The sequence below is a fragment of the Enterococcus sp. 3H8_DIV0648 genome, assembly GCF_002140655.1.
GTDB lineage: Bacteria > Bacillota > Bacilli > Lactobacillales > Enterococcaceae > Enterococcus_A > Enterococcus_A hulanensis.
On sequence record NZ_NGLG01000002.1, the window covers coordinates 1,322,911 to 1,346,775 of the forward strand.

Below are 23,865 nucleotides of genomic sequence, written 5' to 3' on the forward strand. Positions count from 1 at the left end.
CATAAGGAGTGGAAAAAGTGATTGATGAGTATCAGGTGAATTATGTGACAGCGGCGGAAGCCATTTCAGCTGTAAAGAATGGAGATCGGATTGTTATTGGTCATGCTTGTGGGGAACCGCAAGCACTGACTAGTGCATTAGGGGAACGTGTAACTGAATTAAATGATATTCAAACCTATGCGATGATTGGGATGACAGAAAGCTGCTATTGTTCTGAAGCAGCTCAAGGGCATATGCGGCATAACTCGCTTTTTGTTGGTGGAAAGGAGCGGCATGCGGTAGCTGAAGGACGTGCGGATTATATTCCTTGTTACTTCTCTCGGATTCCTTCGCTGTTTCAGGAAGAGGAAGTGCCGGTCGATGTGGCATTAGTACAAGTTTCTCTTCCTGATAAACATGGGTATGTCAGCTTTGGCGTGTCAGTGGATTATACGATGATTGCTGCTAAAAAGGCGAAGGTTCGGATCGCTCAAGTAAATCGCTTCATGCCAAGAACGTTGGGCACTTGCTTCATGCATATTTCCGAATTTGATTATGTAACTAGAGCAGATGTTCCGATGATCGAGCTTGGTCGTTCTGAGATTGGTGAAACAGATCGTAAAATTGGAGAATATTGTGCGTCGATGATCCCTGATGGTGCGACATTGCAGTTGGGAATTGGTGTATTGCCGGATGCAGTGCTGCTAAGTCTAAAAGATAAGAAACATCTTGGAATCCATACGGAGATGTTTTCAGATGGTGTAATGGAATTAGTGAAAGCCGGTGTAGTCGATAATTCACAAAAGAATATCCATCAGGGCCAAATTGTCGCTACGTTTATTATGGGTAGTCAAGCATTGTACGACTTTATTGATGACAATCCGAATATCTACATGGCTCCGGCAACGTATGTGAATGATCCTTATGTGATTGCCCAAAATGATACGATGGTTTCCATTAATTCATGTGTACAAATTGATCTGATGGGTCAGGTTTGTGCAGAAAGCGTGGGACTCAAACAAATATCTGGAGTTGGCGGACAGGTGGACTTTATTCGCGGTGCTAACCTATCTAAAAATGGGCTGCCGATTATCGCCATGGAATCAACCGCGGGAAACGGCAAGGTCTCTAAAATCGTCCCCTTCTTAAATGAAGGCGCAACAGTGACTACTAGTCGAAATGATGTAGGGATTATTGTTACAGAATATGGCATTGCTGATCTTCGCGGAAAATCTTTACGGCAACGAGCAGAGGCGTTAATTAAAATTGCTCATCCGAATTTTAGAGAAGAATTAGCAGATGAATATGAACGAAGATTCAAACAAGTGTATCCAGTACTAATAAAAATTTGAGAGGATGAGAATGATGAAACAAGAAGAATATAAAGCTTTTGCTACAGATATACGGATTGAAACGTTGGAAGCGCTTAAAGATTTGGGGTTTGGCCATATTGGCGGTGCGATGTCATCAACAGATCTCTTCGCTGTCTTATATGGCGGCGTGATGAACATTGATCCTAAAAACCCTAACTGGGAGGAACGCGATTATTTCGTTATGTCGAAGGGTCATGCTGGTCCAGGATTATATACGACTTTAGCTATGAAAGGCTATTTTCCAATGGAAGAGCTTAAAACAATTAATACAAACGGCACCCGCTTGCCAAGTCACTGTGACCGTAACAATACTCCAGGGATCGATATGAGTACAGGCTCTTTAGGCCAAGGAATGTCAACTGCGATCGGAATCGCTCACGGGTTGAAGATCCAAGATAAAGACAACTATACGTATCTTTTAATCGGTGATGGGGAATGTGATGAAGGCCAGATTTGGGAAGGTGCATTGTACGCGCCACAACAAAAACTTGATCATTTAATCGCATTTGTTGATTACAATAAACAACAATTAGACGGCTATACCAAAGATATTATGGATTTAGGTGATTTGAAACAAAAATTTGCAGACTTTGGCTGGTACGCACTAGAAGTCGATGGTCATGATACAGATGCCATCGCTGCAGCGATCGAATTAGCGAAAACTAATGTCGGTAAACCAGCCATGATTATTCTTAATACAGTGAAGGGAAAAGATTGCACGTTCGCAGAGGGTGTTTTATACAATCACCATATGACATTTACAAAAGAAGAGTGTGAAACAGCGATTAACTTGCTAAAGGCGCAAAAGAAAGCGGGGAACGTAAAATGAGTTATCAAATAGTAAATGAGTTAAAAACAGAAGAAAAGGCGATGCGAGATGTTTATGCCGCTACGCTTGCTGATCTAGCTCGAAAGGATGATAAAGTCGTTTCATTAGACGCCGATTTGATGAATTCTGTAGGATTGGTACCTGTGGCGAAAGAATTTCCGGATCGTGTGATTGATTGTGGGATTCAAGAAGCGAATATGTTTGGCACAGCTGCAGGGATGTCTGCTGTCGGGATGATTCCCTTCGTTCATACCTTTGCTTGCTTTGCCAGCCGTCGAATTGCAGATCAAGTCTTTGTTTCCGGCGCCTTCGCAAAAGCAAACGTTCGAATTATCGGAAGTGACCCCGGAATCACCGCGGCCTTTAACGGCGCAACTCACATGCCATTTGAAGATATTGGCATTATGCGTGGAATTCCAGAAGTAACAGTGATTGAACCCACGGATGCAGTAATGTTGGAAGACATCGTTCGTCAAACGAAGGAACAAAAGGGCATCTTCTATATTCGGATGTCACGCAAAAATGCTATCCAAGTCTATCAAAAAAATTCTTCATTTGAAATTGGTAAAGCCGCATTAATCAAAGAAGGAACCGACGTGACATTGTTCGCTTCAGGGATTTGTGTTGCTGAATCAATGAAGGCCGCTGAACAATTAGCTGAAGAAGGAATCTCAGCAGAAGTGATTAATGTCTTCACGATCAAACCAATCGATGTCGATTCAATCGTTGCTTCAGTTGCTAAGACGGGTGCTGCTGTGACTGCAGAGAATCATAATGTTATCAACGGATTAGGTAGTGCAGTCAGTGAAGTTTTAGCGGAAAACCAGCCAGTTCCATTAGAACGAATCGGAGTCAAGGATCGTTTTGGTGAAGTGGGTTCGGTCGATTATTTAAGAGAAACCATGAAGATGACGGCAAAAGACATTGTCGAAGCAGCGAAAAAAGCAATTAGTCGCAAAGGGGTATAATAATGGAAGAAATTATTTTTGAGCCGCGAATTTATCAATATGAAACTTGTGCAGAGTTTGTTGAACACGTATCACCAGCTGCGACAGATTTCATTTTGACGAATCAATATATTTATGAACCATTTTTCAAGGACTTCAAATTACCAGCAACAGTCGTTTACCAGGAGCAATATGGTCAAGGTGAGCCGACCGATGAAATGGTTAGCAAGTTGATGACTGAAATCCGTAAAGGTGACTATCAACGAGTGATCGCGATTGGCGGAGGAACGATTCTGGATATCGCAAAGATTTTATCCGTAACCGACGATCGTACCTTAGACGAAATGTATGATCAAAAGGACTCAATAAAAAGACAGCGTGATCTTTTAGCGATACCGACAACTTGCGGTACCGGAAGTGAAGTAACAAATATTGCAGTGGTCAACCGTTTGAGCTTAGGAACGAAGATGGGGCTGGTATCACCGGAAATGTTCCCGACCGATGCCATTTTGATTCCAGAATTATTGACTACGCTGCCTGAATATGTGTTTGCGACTAGTTCGATTGATGCCTTGGTCCATGCGGCAGAATCTGCAGTATCACCAAAAGCGACAGAATTTACCAAACTATTTTCTTATGCAGCGATCCGCAAGATCATCACAGGCTATCAAAAAATAGAGGCTGAAGGAAAGGAAGTATTGCCTTCTTTAATGAAGGAATTTTTAACAGCCAGTACTTTTGCCGGTTTAGCGTTTGGTACTGCCGGTTGCGGTCCGGTTCATGCGATGAGCTATCCTTTTGGCGGAACGTATCATGTGGCTCACGGAGAAAGCAATTTTGTGATCTTTACCGGGGTGTTCAAACATTACGCTGAACAAAAGAATGAAGGAGCTCTAATTGAGCTTAACTCAGTATTAGCAGAATTATTGGATTGTCCGATCGAAGAGGTTTATCCCGCATTGGATCAGTTATTAGATAAAATGCTTCCAAAAAGAGCCTTGAAGGATTATGGTGTGAAGCAAATCGAGTTGCCGCAATTTGCAAAAAACGTGATTCAGGAGCAACAACGTTTATTAGGGAATAGCTTTATTCCGTTAGACGAAGCACAGGTGCTAAAAATTTATCAATCTATTTATTAAGGGCATTTGCTACCTTTAATAATATATACCTAGTGGAGATCGCTAGTGTCATTTCTCCTTATGAAACCAGAAAAAAACAGTGCTTTCACTGTTTTTTCTGGTTTCATTTCATTTTGTCAGCAGCATCTTGAAATAATTGATGAGCGATGATCATTTTTTGAACTTCTGAAGTGCCTTCGTAGATCTCGGTGATTTTTGCGTCCCGCATCATTCGTTCGATAGGGAAGTCCTTTAAGTACCCATTGCCGCCATGGAGCTGCAGACATTTCGTGGTGACGGACATGGCCGTCTTTGAGGCAAATAGCTTGGCGATACTGGCCTTTTCAGAAAAGTGGTCATCTGTCGTCGGAAAGGTAGCTGCTTGATAGACGAGCAGCCGCGCTGCTTCGATTTCTGCTTGTAGCTCTGCCAGGGTGAACTGGATATGCTGCTTATTGGCTAGCGGCTGTCCGAACTGTTCACGCTGTTGAACATAGACGGTCGTGCTGTCAAATGCGCCTTCAGCGATGCCTAGCGCTTGAGCGGCGACACCAATTCTGCCAAAGTTCAAGGTTTCTAAGGCGATTTTGTAACCATGATCAAATGTGCCTAAGAGATTTTCTTGCGGAATACTGCAGTTTTCAAAAGTAAGAGAAGCGGTAGTAGAGCCGCGGATGCCCATCTTAGATACTTTTTCTGAAACCGTCAAACCCACAGTGTCGCTTGGCACTAGAAACACCGACAGTTTTTTCTTTGGAGTTGCGGCTGTCTGTGCAAAGACTAAGTAGATATCAGCGATACCAGCGTTTGTAATAAATTTTTTCTGCCCGTTCAGAATATAGTGATCATCTTTTTTTTCTGCAGTTGTTTCGATTGCTAGAACATCCGTCCCAGCTTGCGGTTCAGTTAATGCGAATGCACCAAGCGAACCATTAGAAAAAGCAGAAAATAGTTGAGCTTTTTGTTCTTGGCTACCGTATTTAAGGATAGGGAGGCAAACTAGCAAACTTTGAGTAGAAACAATAATACTGGTAGCGGCACAGTGTTTGGCTAGCTCTTCAATCAACAGAATTGAACTGAGGAGCTCTTCAGCACGCCCGTTATAGCATCGTGGGATCGAAAGTAGCATAAGCTGCTCAGCTATAAGCTTATCCATTGTGACTGTGGGAAAGCATTCCTCAGCATCAATTTTTGCAGCTAGTGGTGCTGCATAGGTCTGAGCAAATTGAGAAAATTCCTTTTGCAGCAGCTGGTGGTGTTTCGATAAAAGAAAATTCATTTTCAATCATTCCTCCGTTTTAAAATAGAAAAGAAGGATCAACGATTTCGTTGATCCTTCTTTTTTTACGAATAGTTGTAGAAGCCAACGCCGTTTTTGCGGCCTAATTTATTTCCTCTGACCATTTTTCTTAATAATGGATGCGGGCGATATTTGGGATCGCCAAACTCTTCGAAAAGGACTTCCATAATAGTTAAACAAACGTCTAATCCGATCAGGTCCGCTAAAGCCAATGGGCCAATCACATGATTTGCGCCAGCTTTCATCGCTACATCGATATCTTCGACAGAAGCGATTCCATCAGCGTAGATCCCAACGGCTTCATTGATCATTGGAATCAAGATGCGGTTGACAACAAAGCCAGGGGCTTCATTTACTAAAACCGGCTTTTTATCTAGCGAATGGACAATTTCAGTTACAGCATGAGTTGTTTCCAGCGCAGTATTTTCACCATTGATGATCTCGACTAACGACATCACCGGTGCTGGATTGAAAAAGTGCATCCCGATGATATCTCGGCTTAAATTTTGACCGATCGCTGTAATTGAAAGGGAAGAGGTATTGGTAGCAAAAATCGTGTTTTCACCACAGACTTTATCTAAGCGTTCAAACAGCTCTTGCTTGATTTTCAAGTTTTCAATCGCAGCTTCAAGGATTAAGCCGCTTTCTGTTGGCAGATCCTCTGTTTTTGCTGGAGTAATCCGATTAAGGATATCTTGTTTTTCTGTTTCAGAAATTTTTTCTTTTTGGACCAAACGATTCAGATTTTTTTCAATTAACTTTTTGCCTTTTTCGGCATTTTCTTTTGTAAGGTCACATAAGGTTACTGTGTACTGGGGAACTTGAGCGAAGGCTTGGGCAATGCCGCTGCCCATCGTACCGGCTCCGATGATTGCAATTTTCATTTAGTTAACAACCTTTCTTGAAGTCTAGGCATTTTGAAATGGACGATGATCTCGATTTTCAACAAAAGCGGCCATGGCTTCTTTTTGATCTAACGTGTTGAAGCAGTCGGAGAACTGTTCAATTTCACTGGCGATCCCTTGTTCAAGGGCGACGCTGTCCATGATCGCCTTTTTAGACGAACGAACCGCACAAGGGGCATTTTGGCAAATTTCCGCGGCTAATTTTTCTGCCTCAGTCAACAGCACTTCTTTATCAACGATGCGATTAATCAAGCCAATGCGGTAAGCTTCTGCGGCATTGATTTTTCTGCCTGTAAAGATTAATTCTTTCGCTACAGCGATCCCGACTAATAGCTGCAGGCGCTGAGTTCCTCCAAAGCCAGGTGTGATCCCCAGTCCAGTCTCAGGCATCGCGAAAATCGCTTTTTCAGAAGCTAAGCGAATGTCACATGCCAACGCCAATTCACAGCCGCCGCCAAGGGCAAAACCATTAACGGCTGCAATTGTTGGAATCGGTAGGGTTTCGACCTGCTGCATGACAGCATTTCCTTTGCTTGCATAGGCAGCGGCTTCTGATTTAGTCATATTCATCATTTCAGAAATATCCGCACCAGCTACAAAGGAACGTTCTCCGGCGCCAGTTATTATTAAGGAGTGAATATCCTCTTGCTTGATTTGTTCCAAGACACTGTGTAGCTCATCTAGTACTTGACTGTTTAAGGCGTTAAACTGCTTTGGACGGTTGATCGTCAGCAGTCCATAGCCGTCTTTTTTGGTATACAGAACCAATTCCATCGAAGTCACCTCTTTTTTATTGATCCATCCCTTGAAGGATAGTAGTAATGCCCATCCCGCCGCCGATACATAAGGTGGCTAGGCCGTAATTAGCATTTCGTCGCTGCATTTCGTGGATCAGTGTTACTAAAATTCGACAGCCTGAAGCGCCGACTGGATGACCTAAAGAAATGGCACCGCCATTCACATTGACTTTTTCAGGATTCCAGTCTAATAGTTTTCCGACAGCCAAAGCTTGTGCCGCAAAGGCTTCATTTGCTTCTATTAAGTCTAAATCGTCGATGGTCAAATCGGCTAATTTTAAGGCTTTCTTAGTTGATGCAGCGGGGCCGATCCCCATGATAGCAGGATCAACCCCAGCAGAAGCACCGACAACCCAGCGGGCTAGCGGTTTAATGCCTAACTCATTCGCCTTCTCTTCACTCATTAGAATGACTGCGGCGGCACCATCATTGATTCCAGAAGCGTTCGCCGCGGTGACCGTTCCATCAGGCTTGAAGGCAGGGCGTAATTTCTGTAATGATTCAACAGTTGCTCCTGCACGTGGATACTCATCCGTATCGAAAAGAATCGTTTCTTTTCGATTTTTGATGGCTAACGGAACGATCTCATCCTTGAATTTCCCATTGGCTTGGGCGGCCGACGTTTTTGCTTGGCTCTCTACGGCGAACGTATCCTGTTCTTCACGAGTAATTCCATATTTTTCCGCCACATTTTCGGCAGTGATCCCCATGTGATAATCATTGTAGACATCCCATAAGGCATCTTGGATCATTGTATCGATCAATTTCCCATGGTTCATTCGATAACCAAAACGAGCGCGATCAAGGGCAAATGGCGCAGCGGACATATTTTCCATTCCGCCAGCCACTACGATCTCAGCTTGTCCGGAAAGAATGGCGCTGGCAGCTGAATTAACGGTTTGCAAGCCTGAGCCGCAGACGACATTGATCGTTTGTGCGGGTGTCTCAATGGGAAGTCCGGCTTTGATCGCCGCTTGACGGGCTACGTTTTGGCCTAGTGAAGCCTGCAAGACACAGCCGAGCAGCACTTCATCGACTAATTTTGGATCAAGATCAACTTTTTTGATGGCTTCTCCCACAACATGGGCACCTAACTCAACAGTCGCTACGTCTTTTAAGGAACCACCCAATTTTCCAATAGGGGTTCTAACAGCACTGACAATTACAACACTTTTACTCATGATTTCCTCCTAATTAATCGATTGAAACCAATGTTTTAAAATGGTTCGTATCGTTAATGCAATAATCAAGGGCTTCCTTGATCTGATCTAGCGGGTAGACTTTATCATCTAAAATTTTGTAAAGATCTTCATCTAATGCACCGGAATCTAATAGAGATACCGCACGTTCAAAGGCATACTGTGAATGGACTCGTACACCTAAGATCGTAAGTTCTTTTGAGTAGGTATCATTCGTGCTGAAAGGTAAATTGTCTTTAGCAACGCCGATGATCACAACCGACCCGCGAATTTTTACAGCGGCCGTTGAAGCCAATACAGCGCTTGCAACACCAGATGTTTCAAAAACGGTATCAAATCCACTGCCGTTGTTTACATTTTTCGCATAATCAACTAATGAGGTATCGATCGGATTCACTGTATCAAAGCCCATATCCTTTGCATAGTTCAAACGATATTCACTGACTTCGCTGACAGTAACATTTGCACCCGTGTGTTTGGCAACGATTGCGATCAGCATGCCGATCGGTCCGCCACCGGAAACAAGAACCTTATCACCTAACTGTGTTTTCGCAGTCATAACGTCATGGACTGCAACGGCTAAAGGTTCTGCCATAGCAGCCAGCTTCAGATCAATATCCTTTCGAACCTTATACATTTTTTTGATGGGCACCTTTACATATTCAGAAAATGTTCCATCGACGTGAATCCCTAAAATCTGCAATTGCTCACAGACATTGTCATAACCAGTGATACACGGTTGACACGTTCCGCATGAAAAGAAAGGTTGGGCGACAACGTAGTCTCCTTTTTCGATTCCAGTTTTCATCTTTCCTTTAAAATCTACCAGCTCGCCGACAAATTCGTGTCCCGGTATTCTCGGGTAGGTGGCAGTGGCATGGTGACCTTGGTAGACATGGACATCTGAGCCGCAGATTCCTGCATAATGAACTTTTATTAACGCCTCATTGCTTGATAGTTCCGGTAATTCTTGATTGGTGACGGTGACCTCATTTTTGTTTGGAAATAGAGCGCTTTTCATTTTTTTCACATCCATTTTTTTGATAAGCAAAATCGGTAAATACACTTTTAGTTAATTGTATACAATAAATATATATTAAATACATATACTAGTCAATATGATTTTTTCGGCTAAACTGCAAATTGCTGCTCTTTAGCGCCTGTGATATACTTTGAACAAAGATTTGATAAGGTGAAGTGGATGAAGAAAAAGTATGCAACTTTAAAGGATGTAGCGGAAAAATCTGGTGTATCCATCAGTGCCGTCTCAAAAATCCTGAGCGGAAAAGCTGACTTTAAAGAAGAAACGAAAAATAAAGTTTTTTCTGTAGCAAAAGAAATCGGTTATGCGCCTAATGCGTTGGCAAGAAGTATCCAAAAAAATAGCGGCTACCAAATGATTGGTTTTTTTATTCCTAATATAATGAACCCTTTTTTCGCTGAGTTGGTGAATGAGGTTGAGAAGCGTTTAGCAAGACATGGTTTTATTTTGACGCTGTGTATTTTTAACGATAGTCAGGAAAAATTAAAACGCTTTCTGAAGATGCTGGTAGAAACGCGGGCGACTGGCTGTATCATTGCGGGAACCAGAGAAGATGAGTGTGAAGAAGATTTTCAAGCGGCCAAGCGCTTTTTAAGTATGGTCTCTATTCAAGCAGATGTAGAAAACGTTGACCGAGTAGATGTAACCGATGAGGCAGGAACCTATGAGATTGTCTCGTATCTGATCAGCAAGGGACATAAGAAGATCGCCTTTTTAGGGTATCGGTTCGATATCTCTATTTTGAAAAATCGTTTAGCCGGCTATTATCGTGCGCTGTCGGAGCATCACATTGAGGTTCAAGATAACTATGTGATTGAAGGCAAACATGATCCAAAGGAAATCTATGAACGTGCGCATCAATTATTGTCCAGTCCCGATAGACCGACGGCGATCCACTGTATCAATGAGCTTGTGGCTAGCAATGTTTATTTGGCTGCTAAGGATATAGGCTTAAGAATCCCAGAAGATATTTCTGTCACGGGCTTTGACGGCATCTCGATTTCTAAATTACTAACGCCTCAATTAACAACTATTCAAGATCCAGTTGATTTGTTGGCACAAATTGCTGTTGATATGCTGATGGAGCAAATTGAACACGTTAATGACGTGAAAGAAGTCAAACAAATCTATATTCAACATCGCTTTTTAGAAAGAGAGTCGGTTAAGGAAATAAAATAAAGAAGCTTTTTTCGTCAAGTATTTGATGGAGAGAGCTTCTTTATTTGGCAAAACACCTGTTTAAGACACCTTTTCTGTAAAAATTCTACACCTTTGGTCAAACGTTTGAATTTTATTTTGTAGAAAAATATTCTAAAACTGGTTGACTATTCCTGTACCCCCTTTTATAATATGTGAAAGCAAACGGTTTCAAATATTTTTTTAAGTTAAGTTGTATACAATTATGTAAATATGAATTATAAAATAGATTGGTTCTACTTTTATAGTTCAAACGTTTGAAAAGGGAAGGGGTATAAAAAATATGAAGATGCTTATTGCAGGTAAAGAGCAAAATTCTTCGAATGACGAAGTGATTTATGTAGTAAACCCTGCGACTCAAGAGGTAGTGGATTCAGTCCCTGCAGCTACTTATGAGGATATACAAGCAGCTCTGGACTTTGCACAAGCATCCAAAAAGAGTTGGAGTAAGGTACCTACGTATGAACGCTCGAATATTTTAATTCGATTTACAGAATTATTGAACGAACACAGACGTGAAATTGCTACGACTGTATGTTTTGAATCCGGAAAAACCTTGGATTCTTGTTTCAATGAACTGGATTCATGTATCAATGTTTTTCGCGCATATGCAGAAAAAATCCGATCATTTACTGGTGAGGTTGTCCCAAGAGATTCGGAAGAACGGGTTACCGGAGATTTGATTTTCAATTATACAGAGCCTATGGGTGTTGTGGTTTCGATCGTTCCTTATAATTATCCAATCGAATTATTCGCGCATAAAGTAGCACCAGCTCTAGTCACTGGAAATGTTGTGCTTGTCAAGCCAGCAACGGAAACACCGTTAGGCAACCTGATGATGAGTAAACTTCTATTAGAAGCAGGCGTTCATCCAGGAGCATTGCAAGTCATTACTGGACATGGCAGTGAAATCGGAAATTGGTTAAGTGAAAGTCCTAAGATCGATTTAATTAGTTTGACTGGTAGTACCCGAGTGGGAATCGAGGTTGCAAAAAAGGCAGCAGATAATTTGACTCATGTACTATTGGAGCTTGGGGGAAATGATCCCTTCCTGATCTTTGAAGATGCTGATCTAGATGAAGCCGTGCAAGAAACACTTGCAGGCAGAGCCAGCAATGCTGGACAAACGTGCTGTGGAAGCAAACGTTTTATTGTAAGCAACAAAATTAAAGAAGAATACCAAAATAAGTTAGTAGCAGAATTGAAAAAAATCAAAGTAGGCAACCCGCTTGAATCGGATACCTATTATGGACCGGTAATCAGCGAACGCGCTGCCAAGGGAATAGAGGAGCAAATCTTGTTAACGATTGATCAAGGTGGAGAATTACTGTATGGGGGCAAGCGCTTTGATAGAACATTTATTGAACCTACAGTGATCACCAATGTGACCAAAGAGATGGATGTTGCCAAAGACATGGAGATTTTTGGTCCAGTTTTTCCTATTATCGGCTTTGATACGGTGGAAGAAGCAATTGAGATCGCGAATCAATCCTGCTATGGATTATCCAGCGGGGTTCTCACAAAATCAATGGATATTGCGATGAAGGTAGCCAATGAAATCGAGGCAGGAACTTGCGTGATCGGGGGATCAGGCAACTATCGTTCTGCTCATATGCCTTTTGGCGGATGCAAGATGACCGGAATCGGTCGTGAAGGAGTCACAGTTACATTAAGCGAATATACGCAAGTAAAAAATGTTGCTTTAAAAGGGTTTGGAAAGTAAACAGGAAAAGGAAAGGTGAAAAATGGATAGTAAGTTAGTGAACGATGAAGAAATTGTAGAGAAGCAGACGAAGATCAAATCTTGGCCGATTTCAATGTTTTTAATCTTATTGTATTTGATTGTAGCGATGAGCGATAACTTTAAAGGAATCTTTGTTCCTTCCTTTAAAGCAGAGTTCATGGTGAACAATACACAAATTGGCTTTATCATGACCGCCAGCTTACTGGCTTATGCAGTTTTTCAATATATAGGCGGTATCCTGATTGAAAAATTCGGTTATAAGAAAGTCTTGATGTTAGGTTTCATATTAAGCGCTTTGGCGATTCTTTGTTTGGTCAATTGTATTAATTTTATGATGCTGATCATCAGTATGTTTTTGCTGAATACAGGAATGGCGATGTTTAACATCAGTGTAAATACTTTAGGCCCAGCATTGCCGATCGCCTCAACCGCGATTTTAATGAATGCGATCAATGGCTCTTATGGAGCGGGAAATACTGTGCTGCAAATTATTTCAGGAAAATTATTAGCTAGCGGGATCAACTGGCGCTCATTTTTCTTCTTTATGTTAGCCGTTGTAGTTGTTATGTTCATCTACTTATTATTTTTAAAGATTCCTTTAGAGCCTGTCGTGAAAGAGGGCGGCAAAGGAAGCGAAGTGATGAAGTCTCCGATCTTATATCTTTTCATCGCAGCTGCCGGTTTTTATCTTGCGGCAGAGTATGGCATCGGAAACTGGTTCGTTAATTATATGAACGAATCATTTGCTATGACTTCAGATCAAAGTGCGCTATATATTGCCTTATTCTTTGGATGCAAGACATTAGGTTTGATGGTTGGCGGATTTGTGGCTGACAAGATTGGTTATTTCCGCTGTATCTTGATTTATGGAGTGGCAGCTACTGCAACATCGTTCTTAGGTGTTCTTTTAGGACAAAGTGGCCTTATTATTTTTGCGATTGGCGGTTTTGCATTTTCTGCGATCTTCCCTACGATCATTACGACGATCAGTCTGTTTTTCAAAGACCGTGCTTCCTTAGCAACAGGCTTGATTCTAATGTTTGGAACCTTGATTGCCATGGTCGTGAGTCAGTTAGTTGGCATCTTAAATGATGTAATCGGTACGCAGTCTGCATTTTACGTTGTAGCTGTTTCAATTATGTGTTGTACATTCTTCTCTTACCTAATTGGTTTGAAGGATAAGAATAAAGAGTAAAAAATGGAGGTATGGAAATGTTATCACCAAGATTAAAAAGAATTAAGCGTCGGATGTTTGAAGAGGAATTTGTCGATCCAGGTACTTGGTATTTCAAAGATGTGAATATCGTAACGGATGAAAATCGCAATGAGCCTCTAGTAGTCAGAAAAGGAATGGCTTCTCGCTATATTGGAGAAAATTTACCAGCGTACATCAAACCTGATGAATTGATCGTGGGCAATCCTAATATGAATAGTGTCGGGTTTGGTTCAGTCTTACCCATTTATGCAACAGAAGAGGAAGAAAAAAAGGCTGAAGAGTACAAATTAAATGAAAAATCAATTTGGGGTCATCATCCGCCAATGTGGGATAAGGTAATCAAAATTGGTTTTAAAGGAATCATGGATGAAATAAACACAAAACTAGCTGAAGAATTTAAAAAAGAATCTGCTGATGAGGAAGCGGTCAATGAATACCGCGCAATGCTGATTGCTATTGAAGGAGCATTATCCTTTGCGAAACGTCATGCTCAAGAAGCATTAAAAATGAGTCTGACGGAAAGCGATCCAGCTCGTCGCAAAGAATTATTCAGTATTTATGAAGCTGCTAGTAAAGTGCCTTATTTACCGGCAGAAAGCTTCCAAGAGGCGTTACAGTCATACTGGTTTACTTATTGTATGGTAAATAGCGGGGGCGAATTCGTTCCGTTAGGTCGAACAGACCAAATTGTTTACCCATACTATGAAGCAGACATCAAAGCTGGCGTGATTACCGAAGAAGAAGCAACCGATTTAATTGGTTCGTTCTTGGCGAAATGTAATGAACGTATTTGTACGGATACGAAAAAATGGGAAAATCATTACGACTTTGGGTTGTTCTCTCAAGGTGTTCCGCCTAAATTTGGTTCAAATATGGAAGAAACTGGCGGTCACGAAGCTGGAGGATATGATATTCGCGGGTTAGGCTGGCAGGAAGACGAAGATGAAGATAGCGAAGCAAACTTCAACTTCGGTCAATCAGGGAATGACTGGTTAATGAATATGATCGTTGGCGGTCTGCGTCCTGATGGTGAAGATGGAACCACCCAAGTAACAAGTGAAATGGTTCGTTTACGTTTTGAAATGGATCTTTTGATGCCAACCTTATCTGCTCGTGTGTCTTCAAAAACACCAGAGTGGTTCTGGAAACAGTTGGCAGAATGCTTGAAGAAAAATGATGGGGAACCAGCGATCTACAACGATGATGCAATCATCCCAGGTTTTGTTGAAATGGGAATTTCGGAAGAAGATGCGCGTGATTACAGTAATGACGGCTGTTGGGAATGTTTGATCCCAGGTAAGAGTCACTTTACTTACGCCCATGTCATGAATACTCGAGCGTTGGAGTGGGTATTCACTCAAGGAAAAACGTTATTGACTGGTGATCAGGAAGGGTTAGATTTAGGACCAGTTTCTCAGTATGAAACGTATGAAGACTTCTACCAAGCTTACTGCCAACAGGTAAATCTGCAAATCGATGAGCAGGTGGAAAAACGTTTAGAAAACTTAGGATTGTCTAAAATGATTGCACCCGATCCATTGATCTCAACGATCTTTGACGGCTGTATCGAAAAAGGACGCGATTTGACAGATGTTAATACAGTTCCTTATACCTTCCATTTACCATTGATTACAGGTTTATCAAATGTCGTGGATTCATTAGCAGCTATAAAGAAAATCGTCTTTGAGGATCAAGAAGCAACATTAGAAAACTTCAAGAATGCTATCGAAAATGATTGGATCGGCTATGAAGAATTACAATTGAAAGCACAAAACCGCGTACCGAAATTCGGAAACGACGATGATTATGTGGATGAAGTTTTGGTTCGTGTCATGGAAGATTTTGAAAACCATGTTTACACTTGGAGAGAAAAGCAAGACAAATTATTATTACCGTGCGGGATCGGAACCTTCGAAAACTATGCCGCTTTAGGCCGAAACTTATCTGCAACACCTGACGGCAGAAAGAGTGCGGAACCGTTAGCACCAAATTATTCACCAACTGCTGGGGTGGACGTTGAAGGGACGACTGCTGTTATCAAGAGTGCGACGAAGCCAGACTTATTACGCTACTTCTGCGGCTGCCCAATGGACTTATCATTAAATGCCAACGACTTCTCAGGAGACATCGGAACGCAACGAATGGAAGGAATCCTTCGTTCATTCTGCGATCTTGGCGGACAAATCGGAACTTTTACAACAACAAGTCTTGAAGAACTTGAAGATGCTCGTATCCATCCTGAAAAACATAAAGATTTGAAGGTTCGGATGGGCGGCTTGTCAGCATACTTTATTGCGATGGCACCGGCACAACAAGAAAATGTTATTCAACGTTTCAGTCGATAAAGAGAATTGGAGGAGATCATGTGGAAAGAGAACTAAGTGCTTTTGTTGCGAATATCCAAAAAGGGTGTATTCACGATGGCCCAGGACTTAGAACGAATGTGTTTCTCATGGGCTGCCCATTGCGTTGTAAATGGTGTCAAAACCCGGAAAATCTGAGAACGAAGCCTGTTCTCCTCTATTCATCTGAAGAATGTCGGCAATGCGGAAGCTGTGTAACTGCTTGCCCTAATGGCTGCATCACGCTCAATCCGATAACGAAAGAGATTTTATTCGATCGAACCAATTGTACTGATTGCGGTGCCTGTGCAGACGTCTGTTTAACAGGAGCAAGGAAGATTTGCGGTCGCCGCATGACACCCGATCAGCTTTTTAAAGAAGTTATGAAAGATGAAGTCTTTTTTAGAAACTCTGGAGGCGGCGTTACCTTGAGCGGCGGCGAGCCAACGGTGCATATCCCATTTCTCAAAGGGGTCTATGCAAAGTTCAAAGAAGTCGGTATTTCAACGGCTTTAGAAACCAGCGGCTATTGCAATACGAAGGTACTTTTAGAACTAGAACCCTTTGTGGATGCGTTCTTATTTGATTTCAAAGCGGAGACCGATACTGTTCATCGTGAAGTGACCGGCGTTTCCAATCGGTTGATCAAAAAGAATCTCGAAGCGCTAATCGAAACGGGGGCGCGAATCATTATTCGAATTCCCTTGATTCCGACGGTCAATGATGGTCCAGAATTTACTAAAATGATGGAATACTTGGAAACCCTTGATTTTGGCGGCGAAATGAATATTTTACCGTTTCATCAGTTTGGGATGACGAAGTATGAATTAGTGGATGAGGATTATGAATTAAAAGAGATGCCTGAATGCAGCAAAGAAAAGGCCGATCATTACAAGCAAATTGCTGAGTCGTTTAATTTTCGAGTGGATGTGGGCGGAGCAAATATTTCCGCTTAATAAGATATCAGAAATCACGCGATGAACATTAATCGCGTGATTTTTATTATAGTTGGGCAGATTGTATTCAATATTGAAAATTTGCACTTAGAAATAGGTGGTAGTATAATGTGGTGGTAAGTCTAGTAAGAAGGAGGAAGAAGAATGGCAAAAAGAAACGTAGCCTCAAGTGAAGAAAGCTACAAACATTTACTTGAAATGATATTAACGAAAAAAATTATGCCCGGTGAGAAAATACCAGAAATCGGAATCTCCGAGAAGCTGAAAGTAAGCAGAACACCGGTGAGAGATGCGATGAAGCGATTGGAGAACGAAGGGTTGATTGAGATCTTCCCCAATCGATTTGCTCAAGTAAAGGATTATTCTCTTCAGGAAATTCAAGACATTGGGGCTGTTCGGCTGGCATTGGACACATTAGCCGTTCGCTTGGCCGCATTACATGGAAGTCAATTGGACTACATGAAATTGATTGAATTGGCCAAAGAGTGTGAGAAAGCCTCGAAGGAAGGCGACCTGATTTTAAGAAGCAAGGCCGATTGCGATTTTCATATGGCGCTTTCAAATATCAGCAAGAATTCTAGTCTCATCAAGATGCAAAAGAGTTTGTATTTAAGTATCCAATTCATCATGATCCATCATCCTAATCCAAGTAATGATGAAGCCAGACATTTACATCAACATTTTGAGCTGGTTCAAGCATTATCAGAGAATAAGGAAAAGGAAGCTGTGGAGATCATTACAGATCATTTGTCTTCTTTCTATTCATTAAGAAACAATTATCCAGCAGGCTTTTTTTCAGATGAACCGGTGAATCCGATTGAACAGGCAATTGCCTGGGAAGAAAATGAATTTGGCGAAAAGGTAATGAAATAGACTTTGTTTGAATAGAATAAAAAGGCTGCAGCTTGATTCCTTAACGGAACCATAGCTGCAGCCTTTTATTGCTGATAAAGAAAAATCGGTAAAGAAAAGAGCGCAATCATCGCGGCGGGCATATCGATATGAGTAGCACCTTGATGATTTGTTACTCGTTCGAAGATCCTTCCTACAATCATGACTAAAACACCGATTAGTGCAGCTACCCAAATATTGCCTGTTGCTAAAACGGCATAGCCGGTAATCATAGTGATGTGGTGAGTGACTGGAATAGCTGCTGTCGATCCAAATTGGAAAAGCAGAGTCAAGGCGCTGATCCCCCAACCAACCGTAGCGCTATTCAAGGAAAGACAGAGCTCTGCGATTCCTAAATTCATAAAGAACACCCAAGGCACATGATATAGGAGGTCTTTCACCAAATCCTCGGACCATTTTTGTGTGCCGCTATATTTCGTTATCACAGAACTGCTTGATATCGTAAGACGAATCAAGCAGTTCAACAAAATAATCGTTAACGCAATTGCGTCGATGGGCGGAGTAAAGAGGAGAAACAGGGAGGTTAGTAAATAACCGAAACACCCGAAAAGACCACCAATCAGATAAGTACTCATTGATTGTGTAGCATAAAGCGGAGTCGAAACATTTCTGCCTATTTCGGGATTACGTTCTATTTTTCCATACCAAGCTGCCGCGGCAACACCGCCTACAAAGGAAACCTGAGGCCCAAAAAAATTGCCAAAAACGACATTATCCATAAATTGACTATCTCCTGTGCTTAAAGCAATAGTCAATCCGATGATGGATAGAAGCCCAGTGAAAATGAAGGCGATCGTTCCGCTAAAAAGTGTTCCGAAAATCCCTCCGCCAAAAGCTAGAAAGAGAGCTGTTAGTGACATGTCTACTCCTTTTCTACATACACGAGTGAATTAATTTGATGACATCTTCTCGTGTGACAGGCTTAGGGTGTGCACTAAGATCCTGTAAAAAGCCGACAAAGCACAAATCTGCCAATTCCTCGATATTTTCTTCTTTTAATCCGTATTTGCCAAAAGAAACATCAACCCCAAGATCCGTGTACAATTCATGTAAAATACGCGGAAGCTCAGCAGCTTTTTCTGCAGTGGTCAATTTTTGGTCTAATTGACTATCTAGTAATTCAGACACTTTTGCTAACTTATCTTCAGCATAAGGAAGCGTCCATTCGATGATTTGCGGGAAACACGCCGCTAATGTTCCTCCATGAGGTGCATCTGTTAATGCACCTAGAGGTTGTCCTAACGCATGTGGCAAGGTAACCCCAGCTGTTCCGATTGCTGCGCCGCCTAAACCGCAGGCTAGCGCCATTTGGTCCCGTGCCTCGACATTTGTCCCATTATGAACAGCTTCGCGAATACTCTTTGCGAACAGCTCAATAGAATATAAAGAAAGCATCTCGCTGATCGGTGTCGCGTTCACACTGATATAAGATTCTAAAGCATGGGCAAAGGTATCTAACCCAGTTAAAGCGGTAATCATTGGCGGAATAGTTTTCATGATTTCTGGATCAACTAAAGCAATGTCTGGGAAAATAGTTGGAGAAATAATAGTACATTTACGTTTTTCTGATGGATTGTTGATAACTGCAAAGCTCGTTGCTTCAGTACCTGTTCCAGCAGTAGTTGGGACAACGATCATTGGAAGGCTGGGCTTGGTTGGACGAGTAACATCTTCGCCAGCTCTTTCCGTGTATTCCCAGCAATTGCCTCCATTAGTAGCCACCAAAGCGTTCGCTTTTGCTGAGTCAATCGCACTACCGCCGCCAATTGCAACGACGACCTCGCAATGTTCTTTTACACATAATTCTGTCCCTGTATCAATCGAAGTATTTCGGGGATTGGGAGAGATGTCATTGAATTCAACAAAGTCCAAATTACTATCCACTAAATTTTGTTTGATGTTTTCTAGTGTTTGACTTCCTTTTAAAAACGGATCATACACTAAGAAGACCTTGTCACCGTATTCTTTGGCAAGTGTACCAAGCTCATTGAGACGTCCTTCTCCCATAACTACTTGGGTTGGAAATTTAAAATCGAATGCTTTCATTTTGATTGTATAGCAACAACGATTGTTGCTTACTCCTTCCTTTTTTGTGATTTGTTGATCAATTATTGTTGTATACAATTTAACACATATAATCCAATTAATCAATATAGTATTCTATTAGTTTGGTTTCCCTTTACTCTCGTTATTCTTAAGTTGAAGGGAAAAACTACTATTAGGAGAGACGGCAGCATCACCAGAAGCTGTCTCTTATACACATCTAGATGTGTATAAGAGACAGGCATTGTTGTATACAATTTAACACATATAATCCAATTAATCAATATAGTATTCTATTAGTTTGGTTTCCCTTTACTCTCGTTATTCTTAAGTTGAAGGGAAAAACTACTATTAGGAGAGACGGCAGCATCACCAGAAGGGTGGATGAACTGCTTGGTAATCGACTGATGACAGGGGACGGAAGGACTACTCGGGAAGTGAGGCCATTGATTATCTGTTATATAGCTAGTTTTGTTGCCTAAATAATTATTTATTGATTCTATTTCACTTCTTTATTGCTGTTTTTACGCAAAACAAAGCACAAAAACCAACGATATAAAGTTGGCTTTTGTGCTTTTAATCGTTCAAGAGATCATACAGCACTTGCGCATTATTGTGTTGTTCATCCTTAGCGCCATAAACTAAAGTTACATTATCGTGCGCTTGGATGACCGTTCTTAATTCTTCCAAAGCTTCGTGTTGTGTGCCGGATTGCAATTCTTTGCGATACTTCATTTGAAATTCTGTATATTTGTCAACTTCGTGATTAAACCATTTTCGCAGCTCCGGACTCGGAGCGATCTCCTTCAGCCATAGATCGATTTTTTCGGTTTCTTTTGATTTTCCACGGGGCCACAAACGATCGACTAATACTCGATAACCATCAGAATCACTGGCAGGCAGATAGGCTCTTTTGAGTTGCAGCATTTGAACACTTCCTTTGCCTTTTATTTTAGCAGGGGAGAAAAGAGAAACCAAATGAACTGTACAATTTTTTTTATTAGAAACCAAGTTGCCTTACAGGTTTCGTGATAGTAGCCAATAAAATCTGTTAGAATAATCATTGGAAACGACTTATTAATTAAAATTTATTGAATCGGAAAGGCGGCTCTCATGGTTGCATTTGCATTACTATTCAGAAGCTTATGGCATATCTTAAAAATTTTATTCCGACAGGATGAACAAAAGGCGATCATGCTGGCAGTTCTGTTTATTCTGACGATCGGAACGATTTTCTATCATAATATTGAGAAAATGAGCTATCTTGATGCTTTGTATTTTTCGGTCATGACTTTAGCTACGGTGGGGTATGGCGACCTGTCTCCGCATACGGCTTTAGGAAAACTTTTTACGATTGTCTACGTCTTGATCGGTGTGGGAATTATTACGGCGGTGATCGCAAATTTCAATCGTGCGTTGGTGGAATATCATAAAAATAAGAAACGTAGCGAAGAAAAAGCTGAAAAAAGCCGCAATTAATTGAAAAAAATAAAAGCGAAAAAGGTTATTTACTTAATCTTTTTCGCTTTTATTTTGCGTACCTGTCTCTTATACACATCTAGATGTGTATAAGAGACAGATCTACACCCAAAACGTTAATTTTTTCGAAAACTTTAGAACGAGCTTTTGCTTTCTTTTTCGTATATTTTATAAAAGAGAAAAGAAATTGGATTCATGATTGGAAAAGGAGCGAATAAGCATGGAAATCAAACAACTGACCAGACGACAACTTTTTACGATGAAGAACAGAAAGAACCTTGAGACAAAAGTACGCAAGTTTTGGGAAGCGACCAAAAATGCGGATCTAGTAGTGGAATATATCGTAGCGATTATTGTAAGGAATGCGCTAGTGGCAAGCGATTTTTCGCTGCCTTGTCAAGAGGTTGTGCGGGACCTGCTTTTTCAAGCCGAACCAAACGAAACACTAAGAAAATTCAGTCCATTTTTCAAGGACTATCTGGATGATGGCGAATGGGGCAACGTCATCAAGCGTTTGTTCAAAAATGAAAATGCGTATTATAAAGCGACTAAAAAGATGCGAATACATGAAGGCAATCTAAAAAAGCGAGGCAGTGCTGCGCTTGCTGGTAACTATGATAGCTACACTTTGGTTTCTATTTTTGAAGATACCAATGGGAAAAAACATACCTGGAAATTAAGAGATGCCGACCCCAGCAATACTCTTGAGGAAACTAGACGAATCCTCAACATTTTAACGACCTTGACGATTTTTCAAAAGGGCGACGTGCGTCAATTTGCCAAATTTTTGGATTGTGAGTTTAAAGGAACCACGACGATTTATAGTACGAAACAACCGAAAGAGCAGCCGGAGTCTGTCCAAAATTCGGTGGCAGAATCATCAAAAATGAAGGCGGATACAAACGTTGAGAAGGTTTTGGTGGATGGCATGGACCTTTCTGTGTTGACTAAGGGAGAACTTATCATGTTGCTTAAAGGAATTTTTGAGGAAGCTGAGGCGGCTATGTCGGAGGAAACTTCTGATGAGGCAGAGGAAAACTTTGAAAAATTGCCGGCAGATCTGCCTATTGGCAGTAAGACAAATATAGAATCTAGGATTGTTCTAGAGGAAAAAGGAAATCAGCAACAAAAGCCGCTATCGACGTTAGCAAAACCGAAAAATGATCTGATCCCATCTTTGGCAGCGGGAGCTATTCTTGAAGAAGACACAGAAAAGCTGCCAAAAGTTGAAACGCCTGTTAAACCAAATGGTAAAAAGCTTTCCAAAAAAGACCGAAAACTTTTGGAAAAATTTAATCAAGGGAAAAAGAAACATCGCAAATAGAGGCTAAATTCTTTGGAAAGCAAGGTTTTATTTGTCATGGATTCAGAACTTATAAAGTATGGTTCATATAGAAGAATGATGTAAGTATTAACTACAATTTAATTATTTATACAAGCAGACCTTTAGAAAAAATGACGAGTCTTTAGGTCTATTTGTCATTCAGTCGTGAAAAAAAGTTGCTTCAGCAAAATGGAAAAAGAGAAAGAACAGCGAAATTTAAACTAAAATGTTTCCAACGAATCAAAAGAGCGTTTACTTTCACTGTGGTTTACGGCAAAATGAATCGTGAGGTGAATGGAATGGCGATTTATTTAGAAATGCCCGAGTTAGATAAGGATTTTCCTTTCCGCATTTTGGTGAATGATGGGGATATTTTGACTACCCCTCATTGGCATCGGGAAGTCGAGCTGATCTATGTGACAAAAGGGACGATCTCTTTAGGAATCGATGATGTACCTTATAAGCTGAGAGAGGGCGAGATTGCCTTTATCGGCGGCGGCTTGATTCACTATGTCTTGGCTTCGCCGGGCAGTGAACGGCTGGTCTATCAATTTGACTTGAATTACTTTACAGCAGGTAATAAAGAAAATTTGGATTTGCAGAAGCTGTTTGCGGAATTACTGCCAATCAGTCCTCATTGGGAGAAAAAAGATGAAACAGCAGTTAGAAGTCTGCTTGAACAAATGAATCGTGAAATGGAAAATCAGGAAACAGGCTATCAATTTGCGTTGAAGGCGGAGCTGTTCGAACTGATTACCCGTTTGTTGCGAGACATTCCCCAGCAAGCAAAGCAGCCGAAAAAGATCAATAAGCTGGCGACACAGGATGTACTGGAGAAGCTGGATGGTATTTTCAGCTATGTGGAGGCCCATTATCAAGAAGTGCTGACTTTGCAAACTATCGCCGAGATTACGGGGTACAGTTCGTTTTATTTTACGAAGTTCTTTAAGAAGAATACGGGTAAAACTTTTTTGACTTTCTTGAATGAATATCGCATCGACAAAGCCAAATGGCTGCTGATCAATAGTGATCTGCCGGTGTCAGAGATTATCACTCAAACCGGCTTTGAAAGTGATAAAACTTTTTATCGATTGTTTAAGAGTTCAATGGCGATGGCACCGTTAGAGTATCGAAGTACGATGAAAATTGAATAAATCGGAGAA

Annotated in this window: 21 protein-coding genes; 13 read left to right on the forward strand and 8 right to left on the reverse strand. The window is 41.3% G+C overall.

Going from position 1 to position 23,865, the window contains the following annotated elements; translation table 11 throughout:
* The first annotated feature begins 17 nt into the window (after positions 1-17).
* Genes A5875_RS22450 through A5875_RS22465 form a run of 4 tightly spaced genes read left to right on the forward strand, consistent with a single transcriptional unit; the run spans position 18 to position 4,267 of the window.
* On the forward strand, positions 18-1,331 hold the full coding sequence (locus A5875_RS22450; RefSeq protein WP_088935774.1) for an acetyl-CoA hydrolase/transferase family protein: 1,314 nt from the start codon (positions 18-20) through the stop codon (positions 1,329-1,331).
* A gap of 10 nt (positions 1,332-1,341) precedes the next feature.
* A complete protein-coding gene (locus A5875_RS22455) occupies positions 1,342-2,181 on the forward strand; it encodes a transketolase (protein ID WP_088935775.1) in 840 nt (279 codons plus the stop codon).
* Positions 2,178-3,149: a transketolase family protein gene (locus A5875_RS22460; protein ID WP_088935776.1), complete on the forward strand. Its 972-nt coding sequence runs from the start codon at positions 2,178-2,180 to the stop codon at positions 3,147-3,149. Before A5875_RS22455 ends, A5875_RS22460 begins: the two co-directional genes overlap by 4 nt.
* A gap of 2 nt (positions 3,150-3,151) precedes the next feature.
* A complete protein-coding gene (locus tag A5875_RS22465; protein WP_088935777.1) occupies positions 3,152-4,267 on the forward strand; it encodes a 4-hydroxybutyrate dehydrogenase in 1,116 nt (371 codons plus the stop codon).
* A gap of 103 nt (positions 4,268-4,370) precedes the next feature.
* Here A5875_RS22465 and A5875_RS22470 read toward each other — a convergent pair whose 3' ends face one another.
* The 5 genes from A5875_RS22470 to A5875_RS22490 form a co-directional block, all read right to left on the reverse strand.
* Positions 4,371-5,525, reverse strand: a complete 1,155-nt coding sequence (locus A5875_RS22470; RefSeq protein ID WP_088935778.1) for an acyl-CoA dehydrogenase family protein — start codon at positions 5,523-5,525, stop codon at positions 4,371-4,373.
* A gap of 65 nt (positions 5,526-5,590) precedes the next feature.
* Complete coding sequence (locus A5875_RS22475) at positions 5,591-6,430, reverse strand: 3-hydroxyacyl-CoA dehydrogenase NAD-binding domain-containing protein (RefSeq protein WP_088935779.1); 840 nt, start codon at positions 6,428-6,430, stop codon at positions 5,591-5,593.
* A gap of 24 nt (positions 6,431-6,454) precedes the next feature.
* Complete coding sequence (locus A5875_RS22480; RefSeq protein ID WP_088935780.1) at positions 6,455-7,225, reverse strand: enoyl-CoA hydratase-related protein; 771 nt, start codon at positions 7,223-7,225, stop codon at positions 6,455-6,457.
* Positions 7,226-7,241: 16 nt separating this feature from the next.
* Positions 7,242-8,429, reverse strand: coding sequence for an acetyl-CoA C-acetyltransferase (locus tag A5875_RS22485; RefSeq protein WP_088935781.1), 1,188 nt, complete (start codon positions 8,427-8,429; stop codon positions 7,242-7,244).
* A gap of 13 nt (positions 8,430-8,442) precedes the next feature.
* Entirely contained in the window at positions 8,443-9,468 is a 1,026-nt protein-coding gene (locus A5875_RS22490) for a zinc-dependent alcohol dehydrogenase (protein ID WP_176244785.1), read from the reverse strand.
* 180 nt (positions 9,469-9,648) lie between these two features.
* Here A5875_RS22490 and A5875_RS22495 point away from each other — a divergent pair, with 180 nt between their 5' ends.
* The 6 genes from A5875_RS22495 (at position 9,649) to A5875_RS22520 (ending at position 17,817) form a co-directional block, all read left to right on the forward strand.
* Positions 9,649-10,668: a LacI family DNA-binding transcriptional regulator gene (locus tag A5875_RS22495; protein ID WP_088935783.1), complete on the forward strand. Its 1,020-nt coding sequence runs from the start codon at positions 9,649-9,651 to the stop codon at positions 10,666-10,668.
* Positions 10,669-10,969: 301 nt separating this feature from the next.
* Entirely contained in the window at positions 10,970-12,409 is a 1,440-nt protein-coding gene (locus A5875_RS22500; protein ID WP_088935784.1) for an aldehyde dehydrogenase family protein, read from the forward strand.
* Between the two features lie 22 nt (positions 12,410-12,431).
* On the forward strand, positions 12,432-13,625 hold the full coding sequence (locus tag A5875_RS22505; RefSeq protein WP_207113917.1) for an MFS transporter: 1,194 nt from the start codon (positions 12,432-12,434) through the stop codon (positions 13,623-13,625).
* 17 nt (positions 13,626-13,642) lie between these two features.
* The gene (locus A5875_RS22510; protein WP_088935785.1) at positions 13,643-15,991 is read left to right on the forward strand and encodes a pyruvate formate lyase family protein; all 2,349 of its coding nucleotides are present in this window, start codon (positions 13,643-13,645) and stop codon (positions 15,989-15,991) included.
* 20 nt (positions 15,992-16,011) lie between these two features.
* Entirely contained in the window at positions 16,012-16,944 is a 933-nt protein-coding gene (locus tag A5875_RS22515) for a glycyl-radical enzyme activating protein (RefSeq protein WP_176244786.1), read from the forward strand.
* A gap of 144 nt (positions 16,945-17,088) precedes the next feature.
* Complete coding sequence (locus A5875_RS22520; RefSeq protein ID WP_088935787.1) at positions 17,089-17,817, forward strand: GntR family transcriptional regulator; 729 nt, start codon at positions 17,089-17,091, stop codon at positions 17,815-17,817.
* A gap of 65 nt (positions 17,818-17,882) precedes the next feature.
* On the opposite strand, the gene A5875_RS22525 is transcribed toward A5875_RS22520, so the two are convergent.
* From A5875_RS22525 to A5875_RS22535, 3 genes are all read right to left on the reverse strand, one after another.
* Positions 17,883-18,716, reverse strand: coding sequence for a hypothetical protein (locus A5875_RS22525; RefSeq protein WP_088935788.1), 834 nt, complete (start codon positions 18,714-18,716; stop codon positions 17,883-17,885).
* Positions 18,717-18,729: 13 nt separating this feature from the next.
* The gene (locus tag A5875_RS22530) at positions 18,730-19,980 is read right to left on the reverse strand and encodes an iron-containing alcohol dehydrogenase (RefSeq protein ID WP_141108378.1); all 1,251 of its coding nucleotides are present in this window, start codon (positions 19,978-19,980) and stop codon (positions 18,730-18,732) included.
* Between the two features lie 495 nt (positions 19,981-20,475).
* Entirely contained in the window at positions 20,476-20,826 is a 351-nt protein-coding gene (locus tag A5875_RS22535; RefSeq protein ID WP_088935790.1) for a DUF488 domain-containing protein, read from the reverse strand.
* 186 nt (positions 20,827-21,012) lie between these two features.
* Here A5875_RS22535 and A5875_RS22540 point away from each other — a divergent pair, with 186 nt between their 5' ends.
* From A5875_RS22540 to A5875_RS22550, 3 genes are all read left to right on the forward strand, one after another.
* The gene (locus tag A5875_RS22540; RefSeq protein WP_088935791.1) at positions 21,013-21,378 is read left to right on the forward strand and encodes a potassium channel family protein; all 366 of its coding nucleotides are present in this window, start codon (positions 21,013-21,015) and stop codon (positions 21,376-21,378) included.
* 220 nt (positions 21,379-21,598) lie between these two features.
* The gene (locus tag A5875_RS22545) at positions 21,599-22,702 is read left to right on the forward strand and encodes a hypothetical protein (protein WP_088935792.1); all 1,104 of its coding nucleotides are present in this window, start codon (positions 21,599-21,601) and stop codon (positions 22,700-22,702) included.
* A gap of 299 nt (positions 22,703-23,001) precedes the next feature.
* Positions 23,002-23,856 (forward strand): helix-turn-helix transcriptional regulator, encoded by an 855-nt coding sequence (locus A5875_RS22550; protein WP_088935875.1) that lies wholly within the window; start codon positions 23,002-23,004, stop codon positions 23,854-23,856.
* Positions 23,857-23,865 lie beyond the last annotated feature (9 nt).

Coding starts and splice junctions, on each gene's coding strand:
- A5875_RS22460 (WP_088935776.1), top strand. CDS start 2,178: ATGAGTTATCAAATAGTAAATGAGTTAAAAACAGAAGAAAAGGCGATG.
- A5875_RS22505 (WP_207113917.1), top strand. CDS start 12,432: ATGGATAGTAAGTTAGTGAACGATGAAGAAATTGTAGAGAAGCAGACG.
- A5875_RS22480 (WP_088935780.1), bottom strand. CDS start 7,225: ATGGAATTGGTTCTGTATACCAAAAAAGACGGCTATGGACTGCTGACG.
- A5875_RS22475 (WP_088935779.1), bottom strand. CDS start 6,430: ATGAAAATTGCAATCATCGGAGCCGGTACGATGGGCAGCGGCATTGCC.
- A5875_RS22510 (WP_088935785.1), top strand. CDS start 13,643: ATGTTATCACCAAGATTAAAAAGAATTAAGCGTCGGATGTTTGAAGAG.
- A5875_RS22485 (WP_088935781.1), bottom strand. CDS start 8,429: ATGAGTAAAAGTGTTGTAATTGTCAGTGCTGTTAGAACCCCTATTGGA.
- A5875_RS22545 (WP_088935792.1), top strand. CDS start 21,599: ATGGAAATCAAACAACTGACCAGACGACAACTTTTTACGATGAAGAAC.
- A5875_RS22525 (WP_088935788.1), bottom strand. CDS start 18,716: ATGTCACTAACAGCTCTCTTTCTAGCTTTTGGCGGAGGGATTTTCGGA.
- A5875_RS22535 (WP_088935790.1), bottom strand. CDS start 20,826: ATGCTGCAACTCAAAAGAGCCTATCTGCCTGCCAGTGATTCTGATGGT.
- A5875_RS22495 (WP_088935783.1), top strand. CDS start 9,649: ATGAAGAAAAAGTATGCAACTTTAAAGGATGTAGCGGAAAAATCTGGT.
- A5875_RS22540 (WP_088935791.1), top strand. CDS start 21,013: ATGGTTGCATTTGCATTACTATTCAGAAGCTTATGGCATATCTTAAAA.
- A5875_RS22520 (WP_088935787.1), top strand. CDS start 17,089: ATGGCAAAAAGAAACGTAGCCTCAAGTGAAGAAAGCTACAAACATTTA.
- A5875_RS22490 (WP_176244785.1), bottom strand. CDS start 9,468: ATGAAAAGCGCTCTATTTCCAAACAAAAATGAGGTCACCGTCACCAAT.
- A5875_RS22500 (WP_088935784.1), top strand. CDS start 10,970: ATGAAGATGCTTATTGCAGGTAAAGAGCAAAATTCTTCGAATGACGAA.
- A5875_RS22470 (WP_088935778.1), bottom strand. CDS start 5,525: ATGAATTTTCTTTTATCGAAACACCACCAGCTGCTGCAAAAGGAATTT.
- A5875_RS22550 (WP_088935875.1), top strand. CDS start 23,002: ATGGCGATTTATTTAGAAATGCCCGAGTTAGATAAGGATTTTCCTTTC.
- A5875_RS22455 (WP_088935775.1), top strand. CDS start 1,342: ATGATGAAACAAGAAGAATATAAAGCTTTTGCTACAGATATACGGATT.
- A5875_RS22465 (WP_088935777.1), top strand. CDS start 3,152: ATGGAAGAAATTATTTTTGAGCCGCGAATTTATCAATATGAAACTTGT.